The following is an 18592-nucleotide window of genomic DNA, read 5'->3' as shown; positions in this document are numbered from 1 at the left end:
ACAATACCCTTTTGATTGTGGCACAAATACCGTTCAGCTTCGGTCCTGTCCGGCATTAATAGTTGCGGGGCAGTTCGTCCCACAGCTTCTGTAGCCGTTTCATCGACACCGGATACGGCGTCTTGAGCTCCTGCGCAAACAGGCTCACGCGCAATTCCTCGATATGCCAGCGGAAAGCCTGCAGCTCGGCAGAAGGTTGGCCGCGCTCGGCTTCCTCCGCCATGCGCGCCTCCCATTTCGCCCACAGCTCGCGAATTTCCGCGCCGCGCTGGCCGTCGCGCTGGGCGTTGCTCGGTTGCTTGTCCATGCGCAGGCCCATCGCCTTCATGTAGCGGGGGAGGTGCGGCAGTTGCGACCACGGCGTGGCAGCCAGGAAGCCCTTGTACACCAGCCGTCCCAGCTGCTGGGTCAGTTCGAAGCCTAGCTTGTGCTTTTGCAGTCGCGGCGCTAACGCCTGGTATTCGGCGGCGATCTGGTTTAGGTAGCTGGTTACCGCCTGCGTCACCGCCGGCAGGCGGGTGCGGGCGCGTGCTTTCTGCTCGTTGAAGGCTTTCTCTGTACGCGGTATGTCGTCGTCGCCGATGAAGGCGCGGTCGCAGATGGCGGCGATCGCATCCTGCAGCAGTTCGTCCACATTGCACACCGTGCGCAGCTGCAGGCCCAGCTGGGTCATGCCCGGCAGGCCCTTGCCCAGCTGCTTCATGTGTTCCTTCAGCTGGTATTGCAGCAGACGTACCACGCCTTGACGGTGGGCATGGTTGGCCGCACTCTCGGTATCGAACAGGCGGATCGCCACGTGCTCGCCCTTGGCGTCGGTTTCCAGCGTCAGCGCCGGAAAGCCGGTGAGCTGCTGGCGGCCACGGGCGAACTGGATCGCCTGTGGCAGCTCGCCGAAGTCCCAGGCTTCCACATGATCGCGTTCGAATTCGGCGCTAGTATCGCGGAAGGTAAGCTGCGCCGCCTGACCGAATTGCTTCTGCAGCGCGATCAGGTCGCGGCCCATGCCGATTTCCTGCTTGCCGTCGTCGATGATGCGGAAGTTGAACTGCAGGTGCGCTGGCAGCTCCACTGTGTCGAACTCCAGCGGGTCCACCTTCACGCCGCCGGTCTCGCGCAGGATGAAATGTGCCAGCTGCGGGCCGATCGGCTTGTGCTGGTCCGGGTTGGTCAGCAGGAAGCGGGTGACAAAGTCTGGTACCGGTACGCAGCTGCGGCGAATCTGCTTGGGCAGGCTCTTGATCATGGCCTGCAGCTTGTCGCGGATCATGCCCGGCACCAGCCATTCGAACTCGGCAGGTTGCAGCGTGTTCAGCACCGCCAGTGGCAGGTCGATGGTGACACCGTCCAGCGGGTGGTTGGGTTCGAAGCGGTAGCGCAGGCGGCAGCGGCTCTCGGCCAGTTCGCGCCACTCCGGAAACTGGTTTTCCGACACATGCTCGGCGGCATGGCGCATCAGCTCTTCGCGGGTGAGGAACAGCAGCTTGGGGTTGGCCGCTTCGGCCTCCTTGCGCCAGGCTTCAAAGCTGGCGGCGTCCACCACCTCGGCCGGAATGCGCTCGGCGTAGAAGGCGAGCAGCGCTTCTTCGTCCACCAGCACGTCCTGGCGGCGTGCCTTGTGCTCCAGCTGCTCCACCTCGCGGATCAGCTGCTGGTTGCGCTGGAAGAACGGTGCATTGCTGACGTATTCCATCGTCACCAGCGCGCCGCGGATGAACAGCTCGCGCGCTTCTTCCGGCGCGATGCGGCCGTAGCTCACCGGGCGGCGGGCGATCAGCGTCAGGCTGAACAGGGTAACGCGCTCGCTGGCCACCACCTCGCCGCGCGACTTTTCCCAGTGCGGGTCGAAGTGATGCAGCTTCACCAGATGCGGCGCCACGTCCTCCACCCAGTCCGGTTCGATCTTGGCGACACAACGGGCGTACAGCTTGGTGGTTTCCACCAGCTCGGCGGCCATCAGCCACTTCGGGCGCGCCTTTTTCAGGCCGGAGCCGGGGAACATCAAAAAGCTGCCGCCACGGGCGCCGTTGTAGTCGTCGCCGTCCTGCGATTTCATGCCGAGATTGCCGATCAGGCCGGTGAGCAGCGCCTTGTGCAGCTTTTCGTAGGCCAGCGCTTCGGCCTGGGCGCGTTTCTTCGGCGTGGCTTCGGTGCCGGTCGGTGCCGCAGGTGCATGCGCCGCCTCGCGCTCGATCAGCCCCATGTCGGCGGCGATCTCCGCCAGCTGGGCGTGCAGTTCGCGCCATTCGCGCATGCGCAGGTGCGACAGGAAGTGCTGGTGGCACAGGTTCACCAGCTGGCGGTTGCTCTGCTTGTTGCTCAGCGCGTCGGCAAAGAAGTCCCACAGATGCAGGAAGGACAGGAAGTCGGACTTTTCGTCACTGAAGCGGGCATGGGCGCGGTCGGCGGCCTCGCGCGCCTCGAACGGCCGCTCGCGCGGGTCCTGCACCGACAGCGCGGCGGCGATGATCAGCACCTCGCGCACGCAGTGGTGCTCGCGGCCGGCCAGCAGCATGCGGCCAACCTTGGGGTCCACCGGAATGCGCGCCAGCTCCTTGCCCACTGCGGTGAGCTGCAGCGCCTCGTCCACTGCGCCCAGCTCCTGCAGCACCTGGTAGCCGTCGGCGATCAGGCGGCTCGACGGCGGTTCGATGAAGGGGAATTCGTCCACCTGGCCCAGGCGCAGCGCGGCCATACGCAGGATTACCGCCGCCAGGCTGCTGCGCACGATTTCCGGGTCGGTAAAGGCGCCGCGGGCGTTGAAATCGGCCTCGTCGTACAGCCGCACACACACACCGGCCTCCACCCGGCCACAACGGCCGGCACGCTGGCGCGCAGCGGCCTGCGAGATTTTCTCCACCTGCAGCTGTTCTACCTTGGCGCGCGGGCTGTAGCGCTTGATGCGCGCGAGGCCGGTGTCGATCACGTACTTGATACCGGGCACGGTGAGCGAGGTTTCCGCCACGTTGGTGGCCAGCACGATGCGGCGACCGCCGGAGGGCTTGAAGATTTTCTGCTGGTCCTCGTTGGACAGCCGCGCGAACAGTGGCAGCACCTCGTAGTGGCGGATGCCGCTGCGGCGCAGTTTGTCGGCGGTATCGCGAATCTCGCGCTCGCCCGGCAGGAACACCAGGATGTCGCCGGGACCGTGGCGCGAGATTTCGTCTACCGCTTCGACGATGGCGTCTTCCATCTCCATCTCGCGCTCGTCTTCGTCGCGCTGCGTCAGCGGGCGGTAGCGCACTTCCACCGGGTAGGTGCGGCCGGAAACCTCGATTACCGGCGCATTGTTGAAGTGCCGGGCGAAGCGGTCGGCATCAATGGTGGCCGAGGTAATGATCACCTTCAGATCCGGCCGGCGCGGCAGCAGCTGCTTCAGGTAGCCGAGCAGGAAGTCGATGTTGAGGCTGCGCTCGTGCGCCTCGTCGATGATGATGGTGTCGTAGGCTTCCAGATGGCGGTCGGTCTGCGTTTCCGCCAGCAGGATGCCGTCGGTCATCAGCTTGATGACGCTGCGCTCCGACAGCTTGTCGGTAAAGCGCACCTTGAAGCCAACATGGTTGCCTAGCTCGCTGCCCAGCTCCTGCGCGATGCGGGTGGCCACCGAGCGTGCGGCAAGCCGGCGTGGCTGGGTGTGGCCGATCAGACCGTACACCCCACGGCCCAGCTCCAGGCAGATCTTGGGGATCTGCGTGGTTTTGCCGGAGCCGGTTTCGCCGCAGATGATCACCACCTGGTTGGCCGCAATTGCCGCCTTGATGTCGTCCAGCTTCTGGTTCACCGGCAAGGCATCGTCGAAGCTCGGCTTGGGCAGATGCTGGGCGCGCACCGCGGCGCGGCTGGCCGATTTGGCAATCTGCGCGGCGAGGTCGGCCAGCAGTCGATCGGACGGCTGCTGACGCTTGAGGCGCTGTTCGGCATCGGCCAGCTTGCGCTTGAGGCCATAGCGATCGCGGATCAGGCAGGTGGACAGGGCGGCTTTGAGTTCGGGCAGGGTGGGGGTGGTCATGCGCGGGGCAAAGAACGTTTGTTCGGCAAAGGCGGCAGTATAGCAGAGCGCACCACGGTGCCTGACAAGGCAATGCGGCCAACCTGTGTCAGGTTGGCCGCATGCCGGTGCCGGTGACTCAGGCCGTTGCTGGAGTGTTGGCGCTGGTGTCCGTGGCAGTCTTGCTGTTATCCGCCAGGCTGATTGGTCCGTTGGCGGGCAGGCCATCCGAAGACCAGCGATCGAATTCGGCCATGATCGCATCGTAGGTCTGCTTGCTGATGTCCGGCAGTTCGCCGCCCAGCGCCGCCTTGGCGTCATCAAAACCCTTGGTGACGGCCTGACGTACCGCGTCAAGTCGGGTCGGGTCGTCGCCTATCATGCTGCGGGCAAAACTCAGGATGCGCTCTGCGGTCTTGCGCACGCCAAATTCGCCATCCGGGGCAATGGCAGCCTGGGCCGCCTTGATGGTTTCCGGGTCTGCAGTCAGGTGCTGCTCGCCGGTGACCACCTTCTTCCATTCCAAGCCCTGCTTCTGGATCAGATTGCCCAGCAGCTGCAACATTTCATTGGCCTTGCGGTCGGATTCTTCCAGGAGCGCCGACAGGTCTTCCGGACCGCGGCTTGCCGGTGTGGCCGGTGTCGCGGGCGTTGCCGGTGTGGCGGCGCTGCCCGGCCCCCCAGGGGAGGCCGGGGTGGCTGGCGTGGCGCGTGTTGCCGGCTGGGCGCCCGGCTTGCTGTAGGTGAGCGTCTGCTGCTCGTCCTGCGGTTGGCTCAGCGTGACCGTTTCCTGCCGTTCGCTCTGCCGCTGCTCGGCTCTGGCCTTGGCCGCGCTGCTGACCAGCTGTCCTGGCGGGGTAAATCCCGCCCCATTGATTCGAGAGATGTCCATGTCCGGCCCCGGGTGCGCTGATACTTATTTATCGGCCAGAATGCGCGGACTTTCAGTCATTCTCGACTCTGGAGCCGATAATAATTGGCAACAAATGGCGAGTGTGGCGTATGGTTTACAGCTGCAATTGATAGTGGCTTCTATTTGACGAATAATGCCAAGCGGTTGTTCTCGGTGGTGTTTGTTATTTATCAATGCTTAATGAATTGATCGGTTTAGTATTAAGCATTTGCCTGTAAATGATGCGTGGAGCCTTGGCGTGACCTTTTCCCATGCCGTTGAATCGATAATTTCCCGAAATGTGCTGACCTGCCCGCCGGACATGCCGGTGAGCGAGGCCGCGAAGGCTATGTGCCAGGCGCATTGCGGCTCCATCATCATCGTGGATGAGCATGGCGAAGCGTTGGGCATCTGGACGGAAAGCGATGTTGTCCGTCTGGACCTGTTTCATCCCGAGGTTGCGCGCTGTCCGGTTCGCAGCTTCATGAGCGCGCCGGTGCTGAGCATCCCCGCCGATATGTCGATACAGGATGCGACTGCCTACATGCATCAGCATGGTGTGCGTCACCTGCAGGTGCTGGACCCGGCGACCGACAAGCGGCTGGGCGTGGTATCCGTTACCGATATCGTGGTGAATCAGGACGCCGAACTCTTCCTGCGCTTGAAGCGGCTGGACAGCATGCTGCACAAACCGCTGGTGGTAGTCGACGCTCACGATCCGGCGGTGCTGGCAATGCAGCGCATGCGCGATTTCTCGGTCGAGGCGTTGGCCGTGCGCTATGCGGATGACACGTGGGGCGTGCTGACCCAGCGTGACGTGGTACGACTGGTAGCCACCGGCGATCACGCCATGACGGTGGCCGATCTGGCCAGTTACCCGATCCGCTCGGTGCCGCATCAGGTCACCCTGCTTAATGCCCGCCGTGTGTTGCTGGAAGGGCAGATCCGCCACCTCGGGGTGCGTGGCGACGATGGTCAGTTGATGGCTATCGTCGGCATGTCCGACATTCTGGCCACGCTGGAGCAGGAGTTCCTGGTGGAGCTGCGCTCGGCCCTGCGCGAGCGCGACGAGGCGCTGCTGCGTTCCCGCCAGAGCCTGCAGCTGGCCGACAAGGTGTTCGAATCCACGCTGGAAGGGATCGTGATTACCGATCAAAACGGCGTGATCCAGTCGGTCAACCCGGCTTTTAGCCGTATTACCGGTTACAGCCGCGACGAAGTGATCGGCCAGACCCCGGCCATCCTCAAGTCCGGACGGCAGTCCGCCGATTTCTACGAGCACATGTGGCGCCAGCTCAAGGCCGATGGCTACTGGCAGGGTGAGGTGGTCAACCGCCGCAAGAGCGGCTTGCTGTATACCGAGCATCTCACCATTACCGGTATCCCCGACGGCTTTGGCGGTGTGCGTCATTATGTGGCGGTTTTTTCCGATATCACCCAGCGCAAGCAGGCCGAGGAGCGGCTGCACTTCCTCGCCAATCACGACGCGCTGACCGGGCTGCCCAATCGCACGCTGTTTGGCGAGAAACTGCAATCCGCCATCGAGCAGGCGCGGGAGCACGGCCAGCGGCTGGCGCTGATGTTCATCGATCTGGACCGTTTCAAGCTGATCAACGACACCCTGGGCCACCAGGCCGGTGACGAGTTGCTGATCAAGATCGCCGCGCGGCTGCAGGCCGAGGCGCCGGCGGGCAGCACCGTGGCGCGGCTGGCCGGCGACGAGTTCACGCTGCTGCTGCCCAATGCCGGTTTGCCCAATAGTGTTGCCAGCCTGGCGCAGGACATTCTGGATGGCATCGCCGGCGAGGTGGTGCTGGGTGGCAGCAGCAAGGTATTCGTGTCTGCCAGCCTCGGTATCGCGGTATATCCGGAGGATGGCAGCTCGGCAGACTCGCTGCTGGTGAATGCCGATGCCGCGATGTCCCGCGCCAAGAATCGCGGCAAGAACATCTTCCAGTTCTACACCGCCGATATGAATGCCAGCGCGATGGCGCGGCTGAAACTGGAGTATGGCCTGCACCGTGCCTTGGCGCGCAATGAATTCCAGGTGTGGTACCAGCCCAAGATCAATCTTGCCAGCGGCCAGCTGGAGGGGATGGAGGCGTTGATCCGCTGGATTCATCCCGAGCTGGGTATCGTGTCGCCGGACGAATTCATTCCGGTGGCCGAGGAGTCGGCATTGATCGTGCCGATCGGAGCCTGGGTGCTGGCCGAAGCCTGCCGCTTTACCCGCCAGCTGCAACTGGAGCTGGGCTTTAACGGCCGGGTAGCCGTCAACCTGTCCGGTCGCCAGCTCAAGTTTGGCCACATCGAGGATACGGTGGCGCAGATTGTGGCCGAAAGCCAGTTGCCTACGGCCAACCTGGAGCTGGAAATCACCGAAAGCACGGCGATGGACAGCGACCAGGAGGTTGGCCGTGCGCTGGAAGGGCTGCGTGCCATGGGCATCATGCTGTCGATCGACGACTTTGGGACCGGCTACTCCTCGCTGGCGTATCTCAAGCGCCTGCCGGTGCAGGTGCTGAAGATCGACCGCTCGTTTATCGCCCATCTGCATGAAGACAAGGATGATGCCGCTATTGCCTCGGCAGTTATTTCGATGGGGCGCAGTCTGGGACTGTCCATTGTCGCCGAGGGGGTGGAACTGCCGGCACATCGCGATTTTCTGCGCGAGCAGGGCTGTCACATGGCGCAGGGTTATCTGTACAGCAAGCCGCTGCCGGCGGCAGAGTTCCGCCGCTACGTGCAGACCTTCGCGGCGCAGGGCTAGTTGTCGCTAGTCGCGGGTTTGTCGATAAAAACCGGTGTCCACGACACCGGTTTTTTTATTTGCAGTTGGCCGCATGTGCTCGCTGCAGTGCGGCCTGCTTGTTATTGATATTTATGGATTTTCCACAGTCGGCTCCGCTGTGGCTGTCGTTGGCGGGCGATGTCGCAATCGGGCCGATTCAGGCCGTTTCCCTCTCGTTGCTGCCATATGGCAGGCGCGTATTCTCGTGGGCGCGGCAGCTGCCGCGTGGTGCCGGCACAAGCCGCCCGGCGGTTGCCGGCACCAACAATCACAGCCATCCAATAAGGCGGAGACAAGCAATGAGCGACAATCGTGGTGTGGTGTACATGGGGCCAGGCAAGGTCGAAGTGCGGGAGATCGAATCGCCGCGCATGGTCGACCCGAGCGGGCGTGCAATCGGTCACGGCGTGATCCTGAAGGTGGTGACCACCAATATCTGCGGTTCCGACCAGCACATGGTGCGCGGCCGCACCACCGCGCCGATCGGCCTGGTACTGGGCCACGAGATCACCGGTGAGGTGATCGAGGTTGGCCGCGACGTGGAAACCCTGCAAGTGGGCGACCTGGTGTCGGTGCCGTTCAACGTGGCCTGCGGCCGCTGCGTGACCTGCAAGGAGCAGCATACCGGCGTGTGCCTGAACGTGAACCCGGCGCGTGCTGGCGGCGCCTACGGCTACGTGGATATGGGTGGCTGGATCGGCGGTCAGTCCGAATACGTGATGGTGCCGTATGCCGACTTCAACCTGCTGAAATTCCCGGACCGGGATCGCGCGCTGGCCAAGATCCGCGACCTGACCTGCCTGTCCGACATCCTGCCCACCGGCTACCACGGCGCGGTGATGGCCGGCGTCAAACCGGGCGCCACCGTCTACATCGCCGGCGCCGGCCCGGTAGGTCTGGCCGCTGCCGCCTCCGCCCGCCTGTTGGGCGCGGCGGTGGTGATCGTGGGCGACATGAACGCCGACCGTCTCGCACACGCCCGCGCCGTGGGCTTCGAAACGGTGAACCTGTCACTGGATGCCACCCTGGGTGAACAGATTGCCGCGCTGCTGGGCGTGCCGGAAGTCGATTGCGCGGTGGACTGCGTCGGCTTCGAGGCGCGCGGCCACGGTGCCGGCAGTCACGAGGAAGCGCCGGCGACGGTGCTGAACTCGCTGATGGAGGTAACCAAGGTAGCTGGTGGCATCGGCATTCCCGGCCTGTATGTGACCGACGACCCGGGCGCGGTGGACGCGGCAGCGAAGAAGGGCAGCCTCTCCATCCGCTTCGGCCTCGGCTGGGCCAAGTCGCACAGCTTCCACACCGGGCAGACGCCGGTAATGAAATACAACCGCAGCCTGATGCAGGCCATTTTGTGGGACCGCCTGCCGATCGCCGACATCGTCAACGTGGAAGTGATCTCGCTAGATCAGGCACCGGAAGGCTATCGCGCCTTCGACGGCGGCGCGCCGAAGAAATTCGTGATCGACCCGCACAACACGCTGCAACTGGCATAAGCCGGTAGCCAGCATGACAACGGGTCACTGCATTGCAGTGGCCCGTTTTGTTTGCGGCCAACCTTTCAGACTACTACCCGGATAGCCGGCTCAATATCTGCCGCCTGCAGTCAGGGCGGGCTAAAGTAGCATTTTATGCTATTGTGTTGGCGTGGCTGCTATCGGCCAGAAGCGGACGCATCTGACGTTTCTCTAAAGCGCCCGTTGAACAGCATAGGTTATCGTAAAACAAACGGACTCGTGGCGCTGCTGGTTACGAGACCAGCCATTCGTACTAACTATTCATTTCAAGCGTTATGCACCATGAGAATCCTGCTTATTGCTCTTTCATTGCTGTTTTCCGTAGTCGCTGGAGCACAGGATATGACAATACCGAAAACTGAGTGTGAAAACCTTATGAACGCAGCTCTACCGTTTGCAGTACAAATGCTTCAAAAGCATGGCGAGTTCTTTCCATACGGTGCCGCACTCAAAACAAACGGCGAAATTGCGAGCGTCGCAGGCTACGATGGCCGCGAGCAACCGCCATCAAACGACATCATTCACATGTTAAAAGAAGGATTTGTAAAGGGTGCAACGTCAGGTGAGTACAGGGCTACTGCCTTGGTTTACGATGTGAGAGTTGCCTTGCCTTCAACAGGCACAAAGTCCGATGCCATCGCTGTGTCACTCAATCACCGTGACAATTATTCGGTGAATGTCTTTTTCCCGTATCAGCTAACTAATGGCCAACTTTCATTCGGTACTGCTTTTGAGCAGGAGGGAGATGCAGATGTTTTCTCTTCCAAATAAGCGCATAAGCAGCCGTTCCAGTAGACGGAAACGTTGAATTTCCTATCTTTTATGTTGCGACAGAATGTTCCGGGTGACTGCTGCCGGCCAGAAACAGTCACTCGACAGCTTTGCCATAAAGTAGTCACGGGAACGTACGATTACCAGCAGCTGAGTCCGTGGCCAAGAGACCGACTGCTTTGGGTTACCATCCAGCTCGAGGGTCGCCTCTATTAGGCGTAATCGAACCCCATTTACTCCAAGCTCGAACAGGCATGGTCATGAACAGCGATATATCGTATCCACATTTGAAAGTTGTATCTTCCTTTTGCCTTTCTCCGGTGGTAGGTGGTGCGATATTTTTTCCGGCGCTAACCATTTTTACGTCTAGAGCGGGAGATGTCGTTCAGTTGAAATACTTGCTGGTGGCCATGGTGATGGGTGGCTTGGGTGGGGAGTTGCTTTTTTTTGTGCCAGCTTTTTTTCTGGCGATTGTATGTGCGAACTTTAAGTTGAGAAGGAACTTGAAATCAATTTCGCTAGTTTTGATACTTGCACCTTCATTTGTTTTTGCTCTTGGAGTATTGCTGGATTTCTTTCGCGTTGAGAAAAATAGTATTTTTTATCTGTCAAACTTCGTTTTCCAAGGGGGTGTGCAGTGGTTTATGAAGTATTTTTTAGTAGAAATCACTGCATTGCTTGTAGCATTATTTGTTTTGCCAAAAGATTTTGACATGGTCGCATAAATCCCTTCCATGGTCAGCATGTGGCTAACCTTCCCTAACACCCAATATTATTGAGCGTCCGCTTATTGAATCTGCCTACAGCCTCTTTGGGTCGACTCCAGCCGTGGACGGGTTGGCAGCACACGGCCAGGAGTGGACGCCGGGGAAGTTGCTTCAACACAGCAGTAAGCAAGGGATGCTCACTGGATGACAGCCGAGAGTGTGGCTGGCACAATTCCTACGTCATAAGACTGCACCACGTATGACTGCCACATATTCTCGTAGATATTGCCGGAATCTCTGATCACCTGTATCTGCAAGGCTTCCTGGCTGCTCTGCTGTCAGGATATACAGTACTCTGCCAGTGTTATGCGGCTGTAACGTCGTCTATTTTACGTTAGGGCTTGAGAGTGCGTATTCGAACCACAATCGCGGGCATACTCTGTTCAATCGCCGCCATGTCGGCAGCCAGCGCCGCTTCTCCTTCTCATGCTGCAAGTGAGCAGGCCGTCATCGTTCACTTCAAGTACGGCTCAAAGAACCTCCAGCGTTTGTTTGAGCTTGAGGATCAATTGGAGAAGGCGATCTCCAAGGCTGGTATTGGCGAATACGATGGAAATGAAGTTGCCGTCGATGGAAGCGACGGCTATCTGTACATGTACGGGCCAAGCGCCGATCGGCTAGTCGAAGTCATCACCCCCATTCTTGAGTCCACCTCGTTCACGCGGGGTGCCACAGTGAAGAAGCGCTATGGCCCGTCCGGGGCTGGCGTCCGAGAGGTGCAACTTGTCATCGAGCCCTAAACCGCGCAGGCCGGTTACCTCTACATTAATCGTCCGCTTTCCTAAAACGCCGACCGTCGCCTATGGGTCGACAACTGCCGGACGGTTGGCCGCGCCCGGCCAGTTGTTGCCGTGCAGAGGCTGAGCTGAGCTGTCATTTGCTCGGCTTCTTCCCCCTGCAACTGGCCTGCACGGCTACATGCGCCTATCGACCATAGCGAGCAGGTGACTGCGCTAGTTGCTGTCCAGCACATACAACAAAGCCCTTGCGCGTATTGCGCAAGGGCTTTGTTGTCTCAAGGTTGGCCGCATGCGGCCAACCTTTGGCGTGCTTAACCGCCGATCTTGTCCTTGCCGCCCATGTACGGACGCAGTACTTCCGGTACGGTCACGCTGCCGTCGGCGTTCTGGTAGTTCTCTAGTACCGCTACCAGCGTGCGGCCAACCGCCAGGCCGGAGCCGTTCAGGGTGTGCACGTAACGGTTCTTGCCGTCGGCATCCTTGAAACGCGCCATCATGCGGCGCGCCTGGAAGTCGCCCATATTGGAGCAGGAGCTGATCTCGCGGTAGGTGTTCTGTGCCGGCAGCCACACTTCCAGATCGAAGGTCTTGTGGGAGCCGAAGCCCATGTCGCCGGTGCACAGGGTAATCACGCGGTAGGGCAGACCCAGTGCCTTCAGGATGTTCTCGGCGTGGTTCACCATCTCGTCCAGCGCGGCAAACGAGTTGTCCGGGTGCTCGATGCGCACCATTTCCACCTTGTCGAACTGGTGCTGGCGAATCATGCCGCGGGTGTCGCGACCGTAGCTGCCGGCCTCGGAGCGGAAGCACGGCGAGTGGGCGGTCATCTTCCGCGGCAGTTCTTCCAGCTTCAGGATGCTGTCGGCCACGGTGTTGGTGAGGGTGATTTCCGAGGTGGAGATCAGGTACTGGTCGACAGTGCCTTCCTCGCCACCACGGGTGACCTTGAACATGTCTTCGGCAAACTTCGGCAGCTGGCCGGTGCCCAGCAGGGCGCTGTCGTTGACGATGTACGGGGTGTAGTGCTCTTCGTAACCATGCTCGCCGGTGTGGGTGTTCAGCATGAACTGTGCCAGTGCGCGGTGCAGGCGGGCGATGTCACCCTTCAGCACGGTGAAGCGTGCGCCGGACAGCTTGGCGCCGGTATCGAAGTCCAGGCCCAGCGGCGCGCCGACATCGACATGGTCTTTTACTTCGAAATCGAAGCTGCGCGGGGTGCCCCAGCGGCGGACTTCCACGTTGCCGCTTTCGTCGTCACCGGCCGGTACCGATTCGTGCGGCAGGTTGGGGATGCTCATCATCCAGTCGTCCAGCTGCTTCTGTACGGCGGCAAAGCCGTCTTCTGCCGCTTTCAGCTCGTCACCCAGGGTGGCGACTTCGGCCATGATGGCGGAAACGTCTTCGCCGTTTTTCTTGGCGATGCCGATCTGCTTGGACACGGTGTTGCGCTTGGATTGCAGCTCCTGCATGCGGGTCTGCAGGAATTTGCGCTCGGCTTCCAGCGCGTTGAAGGCTTCCACATCCAGGGTGTAGCCACGGCTCGCCAGGCGGGCGGCCACTTCGTCGATATTGCTGCGCAGCAGTTGAATGTCCAGCATGGTTCAATCCTGTTTTTTGAATTGGCTTGTCATTGACGCCCGCGTCCAGCGCGGGCGGGGTCGTGATCTGGTGCTGCCCGGCGCATTGCGTTGGCCGGGCATTGCCGCCGGCATGATGCACGGCGACATAAACCGCAAGTGTAATGGCTTGCCGTGGGGTTTGTCCTGTCCGGCAATGCCGGAAGAACGATTTGCGGTAGCGGGTTGGCCGCGTGAACGGCGGCGGCCAACCGGCCGGTGCTATTTCTTGCCGGCTTCCGCGTCCAGCTGGCGCAGGAAGGCCAATTTGTCGGCGATCTTGCTTTCCAGGCCGCGCGGTACCGGCTGGTACCAGCCCGGCTCTGCCATGCCATCGGGGAAGTAGCTTTCGCCGGCGGCGTAGGCATGCGGCTCGTCGTGGGCATAGCGGTAGTCGTGGCCGTAGCCCAGCTCTTTCATCAGCTTGGTCGGTGCGTTGCGCAGATGCACCGGCACCTCGCGGCTCTTGTCCTGTTGCACAAAGGCGCGCGCCTGGTTGTAGGCCATGTAGCCGGCATTGCTCTTGGCGGCGACCGCCAGGTAGATCACCGCCTGTGCCAGTGCCAGCTCGCCTTCCGGACTGCCCAGCCGTTCGTAGGTAGCAGCGGCGTCATTGGCGATCTGCATCGCCCGCGGGTCGGCCAGGCCGATGTCCTCCCATGCCATGCGCACGATGCGCCTTGCCAGGTAGCGGGCATCGGCGCCGCCATCCAGCATGCGCGTCAGCCAGTACAGCGCCGCGTCCGGGTTGGAGCCGCGCACCGATTTGTGCAGCGCGGAGATCTGGTCGTAGAAATTGTCGCCGCCCTTGTCGAAGCGGCGGGCGCTGACGGTGAGCACCTCGGCCAGGAAGTCGGCCGCCACGCTGCCGATCTTGCGCGCGCGCGCGGCGGTGATGGTCTGTTCCAGCAGGTTGAGGAAGCGGCGCGCGTCGCCGTCGGCGTAGCCGGCCAGCGCTTCGGCGGCGCCATCGGCAAAGCTGATGCCGTCCAGCCGGCCGCTGGCCTGCACCCGCTGCAGCAGCGCCAGCAGGTCGGCGGTTTGCAGCGATTTCAGCACGTAGACCTGGGCGCGCGACAGCAGCGCGGCGTTGACTTCGAACGACGGGTTCTCGGTGGTGGCGCCGATGAAGGTCAGCAGGCCGGATTCCACGAACGGCAGGAAGGCATCCTGCTGGCTCTTGTTGAAACGGTGTACTTCGTCGACAAACAGGATGGTGCGGCGGCCGCTTTGCTGCAGGATGGCGTGGGCACGTTCTACCGCCTCGCGGATTTCCTTCACGCCGGACAGCACCGCCGATAGCGGGATGAACTCGGCATCAAACGCGCCAGCCAGGATGCGCGCCAGCGTGGTCTTGCCCACGCCGGGCGGTCCCCACAGGATCATGGAATGCGGCACCTGCGCCTCGACGGCCAGCCGCAGCGGCTTGCCGGCGCCGATCAGGTGCTGCTGGCCGATCACTTCATCCAGCGAGGTTGGCCGCATGGCCTCGGCCAGCGGCTTGACCGGTTCGCGCGCAAACAGATCCATGGCTTACTCGCTGACCACGTCCACGCCCTTGGGCGGGGTAAAGCTGAAGTGGTCGGCAGCCAGCGGCGGGTTCTTCTTGATGCTGCTGAAGCTGATGCGGGTGATATTGCCGAAGCTGTCGGTCAGCTGCATTTCCACCAGTTGGTTGCTGCTGAAGCCCATCTTGATGCTGTCAAAGGTGTTGTCGCCCTTGCGCGGGGTGGCTGCCAGCCATTCCACCGCACCCTGGCGGCCAACCTCGCGCAGCAGGTAGTCGCGCTCGATGGCATTGCTGCCGGCCAGCAGCGCAGCCGGGCTGCTGCCCAGGGTGCCGGCCTGGTTGCGCTTGGTAATCTGTGCCAGTTCCTTGTCGTACACCCACAGTGTCTTGCCGTCGCCGACGATCAGCTGCTCGTAGGGCTGGGTGTAGGTCCAGCGCAGCTTGCCCGGGCGCTGGATTTCCATCTGGCCGCTGGCCTTCTCTTGACCGTTTTTGCTGGTCACGGTCTGGCTGAAGCTGGCGGACAGGGTCTTGGTGTCGGCAACAAAGGCCTTGAGCTGGGCAATGGCGGCCGCATGCGCCGGCGCGATCATGGCGCAGCACAGCGCGAGACTGGCAATGGCTTTCATGGTGTTCCTGTCGGTAAAGGGATGGCCGATCAGACCATGTCCTGCGATGACTGTTCGTACACTTTTGTTAACGTTTGCAGCGAGGTTGGCCGCATGCTTGCGGCCAACGTGTTGCCGGTAGTTACATGAAGCGGTTGGTGATCGGGTAGCGCCAGTCCTTGCCGAAGCCGCGATGGGTGATGCGCGGGCCGACCGGTGCCTGGCGACGCTTGTACTCGTTGATCTTCAGTAGCCGCACGACCTTGTTGACGTCGGCTTCGGCAAAGCCGGCTTTGACGATGTCGGCGGCGGACTGGTTGCCTTCCACGTAGCGTTCCATGATGGCGTCCAGCACCTCGTATGGCGGCAGGCTGTCCTGGTCTTTCTGGTCCGGACGCAGCTCGGCGGACGGCGGGCGGGTGATGATGCGCTCCGGAATCACCTCGGACACGGTATTGCGCCAGCGGCACAGCGCGAACACCAGGGTCTTGGCCACGTCCTTCAGCACCGCGAAGCCACCGGCCATGTCGCCGTACAGCGTGCAGTAGCCGGTGGTCATTTCCGACTTGTTGCCGGTGGTCAGCACCAGCTTGCCGCTCTTGTTGGACAACGCCATCAGCAGCGTGCCGCGAATGCGTGCCTGCAGGTTTTCCTCGGTGGTGTCGGCATCCAGACCGGCGAATGAGGGCGCCAGCGCCTGCATGAAGCTTTCGTACATCGGCCAGATTTCGATCTCGTCGTACTTCACTCCGAGGCGGCCGACCATGTCGCGGCTGTCGGTCACCGAAATATCGGCGGTGTAGCGCGACGGCATCATCACTGCGTGTACCTTATCGGCGCCGAGGGCATCCACCGCCACCGCCAGCGTCAGGGCGGAGTCGATACCGCCGGACAGGCCGAGCAGGGCGCCGGGAAAGCGGTTCTTGCCGATGTAGTCGCGTACGCCCACCACCAGCGCGCGGTAGATGCTTTCCAGTTCGTCCGGCAGCGGCGCAACGTTGGCCGCGGCGATGTCGCCGTCCACCACGTCCAGCAGCAACAGTTCGTCGTCGTAGGCGGCGGCCTGCGCCACCACTGCGCCGGCCTTGTTGACGGCGAACGAGCCGCCGTCGAAAACCAGTTCATCCTGACCGCCGGTCAGGTTGACGTAGGCCATCGGCACGCCGGTTTCTTCCACGCGGTAGCGCAGCACGTCGTGGCGGGTGGCGATCTTGTTGCGATGGAACGGCGAGGCGTTCAGCGACACGATCACCTGCGCGCCGGCCTCGGCGGTCTCGGAGGCGGGCTCTACCGACCACACGTCTTCGCAGATCAGCACGCCGACTTGCACGCCGTTCTGCTCGAATACCAGCGGCGCGGCGCCCGGGGTGAAGTAGCGGCATTCGTCGAACACTTCGTTATTCGGCAGCAGCATCTTGTGGTACTGGCCGAGGCGGTGGCCGTCACGCAGCACGGTGGCGGCGTTGAAGCGCTCGTTGCCCAGCTTCACCGGGTGGCCGATTACCAGCGTGATGCCGTCCAGCATTTCCAGCTCGTCGATGCCGCGGGCGATGTCGCGGTAGAACTGGTCGCGCAGCAGCAGGTCTTCCGGGCTGTAGCCGGTCAGCGCCAGCTCCGGGGTAACCAGCACATCGGCGCCCTGTGCCATGGCGGCGCGGGCGAGTTCGAGAATCTTCTGGGTGTTGCCGGGGATGTCACCTACCACCGGATTGAACTGGGCAAGAGCGATACGCATTGTGTCGGGTGCAGCGGAAAATAAGAAACAGCGCCGATTCTACCTGATCGCGCCGCGCCTGCGCCGTGCATGTGCTGATTGGCGGCTGTCACCGCCTTTGCCTGCCGGATCAAACGCTTGCTGCCGATGTCGGCGGAGCAGGGCGTCGTGGCAAGCGATGCGTGGCGGTGTTGCGTGCATTTTTCTGCAAAAAAGCTTGCCAAGGCGGGGGCGCTACCCTAGAATGCGCAGCCTCTGACGACGAAACGCCGACAGGCACGTTGTCAAAGCCATCTGGAGAGGTGGATGAGTGGTTTAAGTCGCACGCCTGGAAAGCGTGTTCAGGGTAATACCCTGACGGGGGTTCGAATCCCCCCCTCTCCGCCAGATTGCCTGCAAGCCAGTTGATGACTGGCTTTAAAAAATTCTGGAGAGGTGGATGAGTGGTTTAAGTCGCACGCCTGGAAAGCGTGTTCAGGGTAATACCCTGACGGGGGTTCGAATCCCCCCCTCTCCGCCAGAATGTGAAAAGCCCCGAGCAATCGGGGCTTTTTGCTTTTCCTGCCAGCTGCTTTGCACCATGCTCAAAGCACGCCGCCGCTGCGGCCAACCTGCACGGAGTTATCCATGTCTGCCCTGCATCCTATCGACGCGCTGATCGCGCAACTGCCCAAGACCGAACTGCACCTGCATATCGAAGGCACGCTGGAGCCGGAATTGATGTTCGCGCTGGCCGAGCGCAACGGCATCACCCTGCCGTACGCCGATATCGCCAGCCTGCGCGCCGCCTACGACTTCAACAATCTGCAATCCTTTCTCGACCTGTACTACGCCGGTGCCGGTGTATTGCGGACCGAGCAGGATTTCTACGATCTGACCTGGGCCTATCTGCAGCGCGCCCACGCCGACAGCATCGTGCACACCGAAATCTTCTTCGATCCACAGACCCACACCGCGCGCGGCATTGCCTTTGCCACGGTGTATCACGGCATCAGCCGCGCGCTGGAGCAGGCGGAAGCGGAGTGGGGCATGACTTCGCGGCTGATCATGAGCTTTCTGCGCCACCTCAGCGAGGAAGACGGTTTTGCGGTGCTGGAGCAAGCGATGCCTTACCTGTCGGGTATCGACGGCTTCGGCCTGGACTCCAGCGAGGCCGGTCATCCGCCGTCCAAGTTCCAGCGCCTGTTCGCCCGCTGCCGCCAGCTGGAGCTGCCTTGCGTCGCGCATGCCGGCGAGGAAGGCCCGGCCGCCTACGTGCGCGAAGCGCTGGATCTGCTGCAGGTATGTCGCATCGACCACGGCGTACGCAGCCTGGAGGACGCGGCGCTGGTGCACAGGTTGGCCGCAGAGCGCATGCCGCTGACGGTATGCCCGCTGTCCAATATCAAGCTGAAAGTGGTTGCCGATCTGGCCGAGCACCCGCTGCGGCGCATGCTGCAGGCCGGGCTGGTGGCGATGGTGAACTCCGACGATCCTGCCTACTTTGGTGGCTACCTGGGTGAAAACCTGCTGGCCTGCCGCCGTGCGCTGGACCTGGGCGCCGACGAGATCGTGCAGTTGGTGCGTAACGGCTTCGAAGCCAGCTGGCTGGCGCCGGCGCAGAAGGCCGATTGGCAGCGTGCCATCAGCGACATCGTGGCGGCCTGGCAGCATGAGCAGGCGCTGTAAGCAGTGATAAAAA

At 61.9% G+C, this 18592-nt stretch carries 12 protein-coding genes and 2 tRNA genes; 8 read left to right on the top strand and 6 right to left on the bottom strand.

The genetic code is table 11. The features are described from left to right. Nucleotides 1–55: 55 nt before the first annotated feature. Together hrpA and HU218_RS14195 are read right to left on the bottom strand one after the other, a co-directional pair. The gene (gene hrpA, locus HU218_RS14200) at nucleotides 56–4006 is read right to left on the bottom strand and encodes an ATP-dependent RNA helicase HrpA (RefSeq protein WP_174875597.1); all 3951 of its coding nucleotides are present in this window, start codon (nucleotides 4004–4006) and stop codon (nucleotides 56–58) included. Between the two features lie 118 nt (nucleotides 4007–4124). Continuing rightward, the gene (locus HU218_RS14195) at nucleotides 4125–4877 is read right to left on the bottom strand and encodes a hypothetical protein (RefSeq protein ID WP_174875596.1); all 753 of its coding nucleotides are present in this window, start codon (nucleotides 4875–4877) and stop codon (nucleotides 4125–4127) included. Nucleotides 4878–5136: 259 nt separating this feature from the next. Here HU218_RS14195 and HU218_RS14190 point away from each other — a divergent pair, with 259 nt between their 5' ends. The 5 genes from HU218_RS14190 (at nucleotide 5137) to HU218_RS14170 (ending at nucleotide 11463) form a co-directional block, all read left to right on the top strand. Then, complete coding sequence (locus HU218_RS14190; protein WP_246211224.1) at nucleotides 5137–7647, top strand: EAL domain-containing protein; 2511 nt, start codon at nucleotides 5137–5139, stop codon at nucleotides 7645–7647. A 320-nt stretch (nucleotides 7648–7967) separates the two neighbouring features. After that, nucleotides 7968–9164, top strand: a complete 1197-nt coding sequence (gene fdhA, locus HU218_RS14185) for a formaldehyde dehydrogenase, glutathione-independent (protein ID WP_174875595.1) — start codon at nucleotides 7968–7970, stop codon at nucleotides 9162–9164. A 303-nt stretch (nucleotides 9165–9467) separates the two neighbouring features. Next, complete coding sequence (locus HU218_RS14180; RefSeq protein WP_174875594.1) at nucleotides 9468–9956, top strand: hypothetical protein; 489 nt, start codon at nucleotides 9468–9470, stop codon at nucleotides 9954–9956. A 260-nt stretch (nucleotides 9957–10216) separates the two neighbouring features. Next, nucleotides 10217–10681 (top strand): hypothetical protein, encoded by a 465-nt coding sequence (locus HU218_RS14175; RefSeq protein WP_174875593.1) that lies wholly within the window; start codon nucleotides 10217–10219, stop codon nucleotides 10679–10681. Between the two features lie 437 nt (nucleotides 10682–11118). Continuing rightward, nucleotides 11119–11463, top strand: a complete 345-nt coding sequence (locus HU218_RS14170) for a hypothetical protein (RefSeq protein ID WP_174875592.1) — start codon at nucleotides 11119–11121, stop codon at nucleotides 11461–11463. Between the two features lie 311 nt (nucleotides 11464–11774). On the opposite strand, the gene serS is transcribed toward HU218_RS14170, so the two are convergent. From serS to HU218_RS14150, 4 genes are all read right to left on the bottom strand, one after another. Next, nucleotides 11775–13061: a serine--tRNA ligase gene (gene serS, locus HU218_RS14165; RefSeq protein ID WP_174875591.1), complete on the bottom strand. Its 1287-nt coding sequence runs from the start codon at nucleotides 13059–13061 to the stop codon at nucleotides 11775–11777. Between the two features lie 240 nt (nucleotides 13062–13301). Beyond that, on the bottom strand, nucleotides 13302–14609 hold the full coding sequence (locus HU218_RS14160; protein WP_174875589.1) for a replication-associated recombination protein A: 1308 nt from the start codon (nucleotides 14607–14609) through the stop codon (nucleotides 13302–13304). A gap of 3 nt (nucleotides 14610–14612) precedes the next feature. Next, nucleotides 14613–15218: an outer membrane lipoprotein periplasmic chaperone LolA gene (gene lolA / locus HU218_RS14155; RefSeq protein WP_174875587.1), complete on the bottom strand. Its 606-nt coding sequence runs from the start codon at nucleotides 15216–15218 to the stop codon at nucleotides 14613–14615. A gap of 121 nt (nucleotides 15219–15339) precedes the next feature. Continuing rightward, nucleotides 15340–16932 carry an NAD+ synthase gene (locus HU218_RS14150; RefSeq protein WP_174875586.1) on the bottom strand — a complete coding sequence of 531 codons (1593 nt, stop codon included), beginning with the start codon at nucleotides 16930–16932 and terminating at the stop codon, nucleotides 15340–15342. A 275-nt stretch (nucleotides 16933–17207) separates the two neighbouring features. Between HU218_RS14150 and HU218_RS14145 the strand changes: the two genes are divergently transcribed. The 3 genes from HU218_RS14145 (at nucleotide 17208) to HU218_RS14135 (ending at nucleotide 18579) form a co-directional block, all read left to right on the top strand. Further along, a tRNA-Ser gene (locus HU218_RS14145) sits at nucleotides 17208–17298 on the top strand. Nucleotides 17299–17340: 42 nt separating this feature from the next. Further along, nucleotides 17341–17431, top strand: a tRNA-Ser gene (locus HU218_RS14140). Between the two features lie 107 nt (nucleotides 17432–17538). Then, nucleotides 17539–18579, top strand: a complete 1041-nt coding sequence (locus HU218_RS14135) for an adenosine deaminase (RefSeq protein ID WP_174875584.1) — start codon at nucleotides 17539–17541, stop codon at nucleotides 18577–18579. Nucleotides 18580–18592: the final 13 nt, after the last annotated feature.

It is taken from the genome of Vogesella oryzae (assembly GCF_902829295.1).
GTDB classification, from domain to species: Bacteria; Pseudomonadota; Gammaproteobacteria; order Burkholderiales; family Chromobacteriaceae; genus Vogesella; species Vogesella oryzae.
This window is presented reverse-complemented; position numbering and strand designations above follow the sequence as displayed.

Excerpts from the sequence above, each read along its gene's own strand:
- fdhA (WP_174875595.1), top strand. The coding sequence starts at position 7,968 with ATGAGCGACAATCGTGGTGTGGTGTACATGGGGCCAGGCAAGGTCGAA.
- HU218_RS14160 (WP_174875589.1), bottom strand. The coding sequence starts at position 14,609 with ATGGATCTGTTTGCGCGCGAACCGGTCAAGCCGCTGGCCGAGGCCATG.
- HU218_RS14150 (WP_174875586.1), bottom strand. The coding sequence starts at position 16,932 with ATGCGTATCGCTCTTGCCCAGTTCAATCCGGTGGTAGGTGACATCCCC.
- HU218_RS14180 (WP_174875594.1), top strand. The coding sequence starts at position 9,468 with ATGAGAATCCTGCTTATTGCTCTTTCATTGCTGTTTTCCGTAGTCGCT.
- HU218_RS14195 (WP_174875596.1), bottom strand. The coding sequence starts at position 4,877 with ATGGACATCTCTCGAATCAATGGGGCGGGATTTACCCCGCCAGGACAG.
- HU218_RS14170 (WP_174875592.1), top strand. The coding sequence starts at position 11,119 with ATGTCGGCAGCCAGCGCCGCTTCTCCTTCTCATGCTGCAAGTGAGCAG.
- HU218_RS14135 (WP_174875584.1), top strand. The coding sequence starts at position 17,539 with ATGTCTGCCCTGCATCCTATCGACGCGCTGATCGCGCAACTGCCCAAG.
- serS (WP_174875591.1), bottom strand. The coding sequence starts at position 13,061 with ATGCTGGACATTCAACTGCTGCGCAGCAATATCGACGAAGTGGCCGCC.
- lolA (WP_174875587.1), bottom strand. The coding sequence starts at position 15,218 with ATGAAAGCCATTGCCAGTCTCGCGCTGTGCTGCGCCATGATCGCGCCG.
- HU218_RS14175 (WP_174875593.1), top strand. The coding sequence starts at position 10,217 with ATGAACAGCGATATATCGTATCCACATTTGAAAGTTGTATCTTCCTTT.
- hrpA (WP_174875597.1), bottom strand. The coding sequence starts at position 4,006 with ATGACCACCCCCACCCTGCCCGAACTCAAAGCCGCCCTGTCCACCTGC.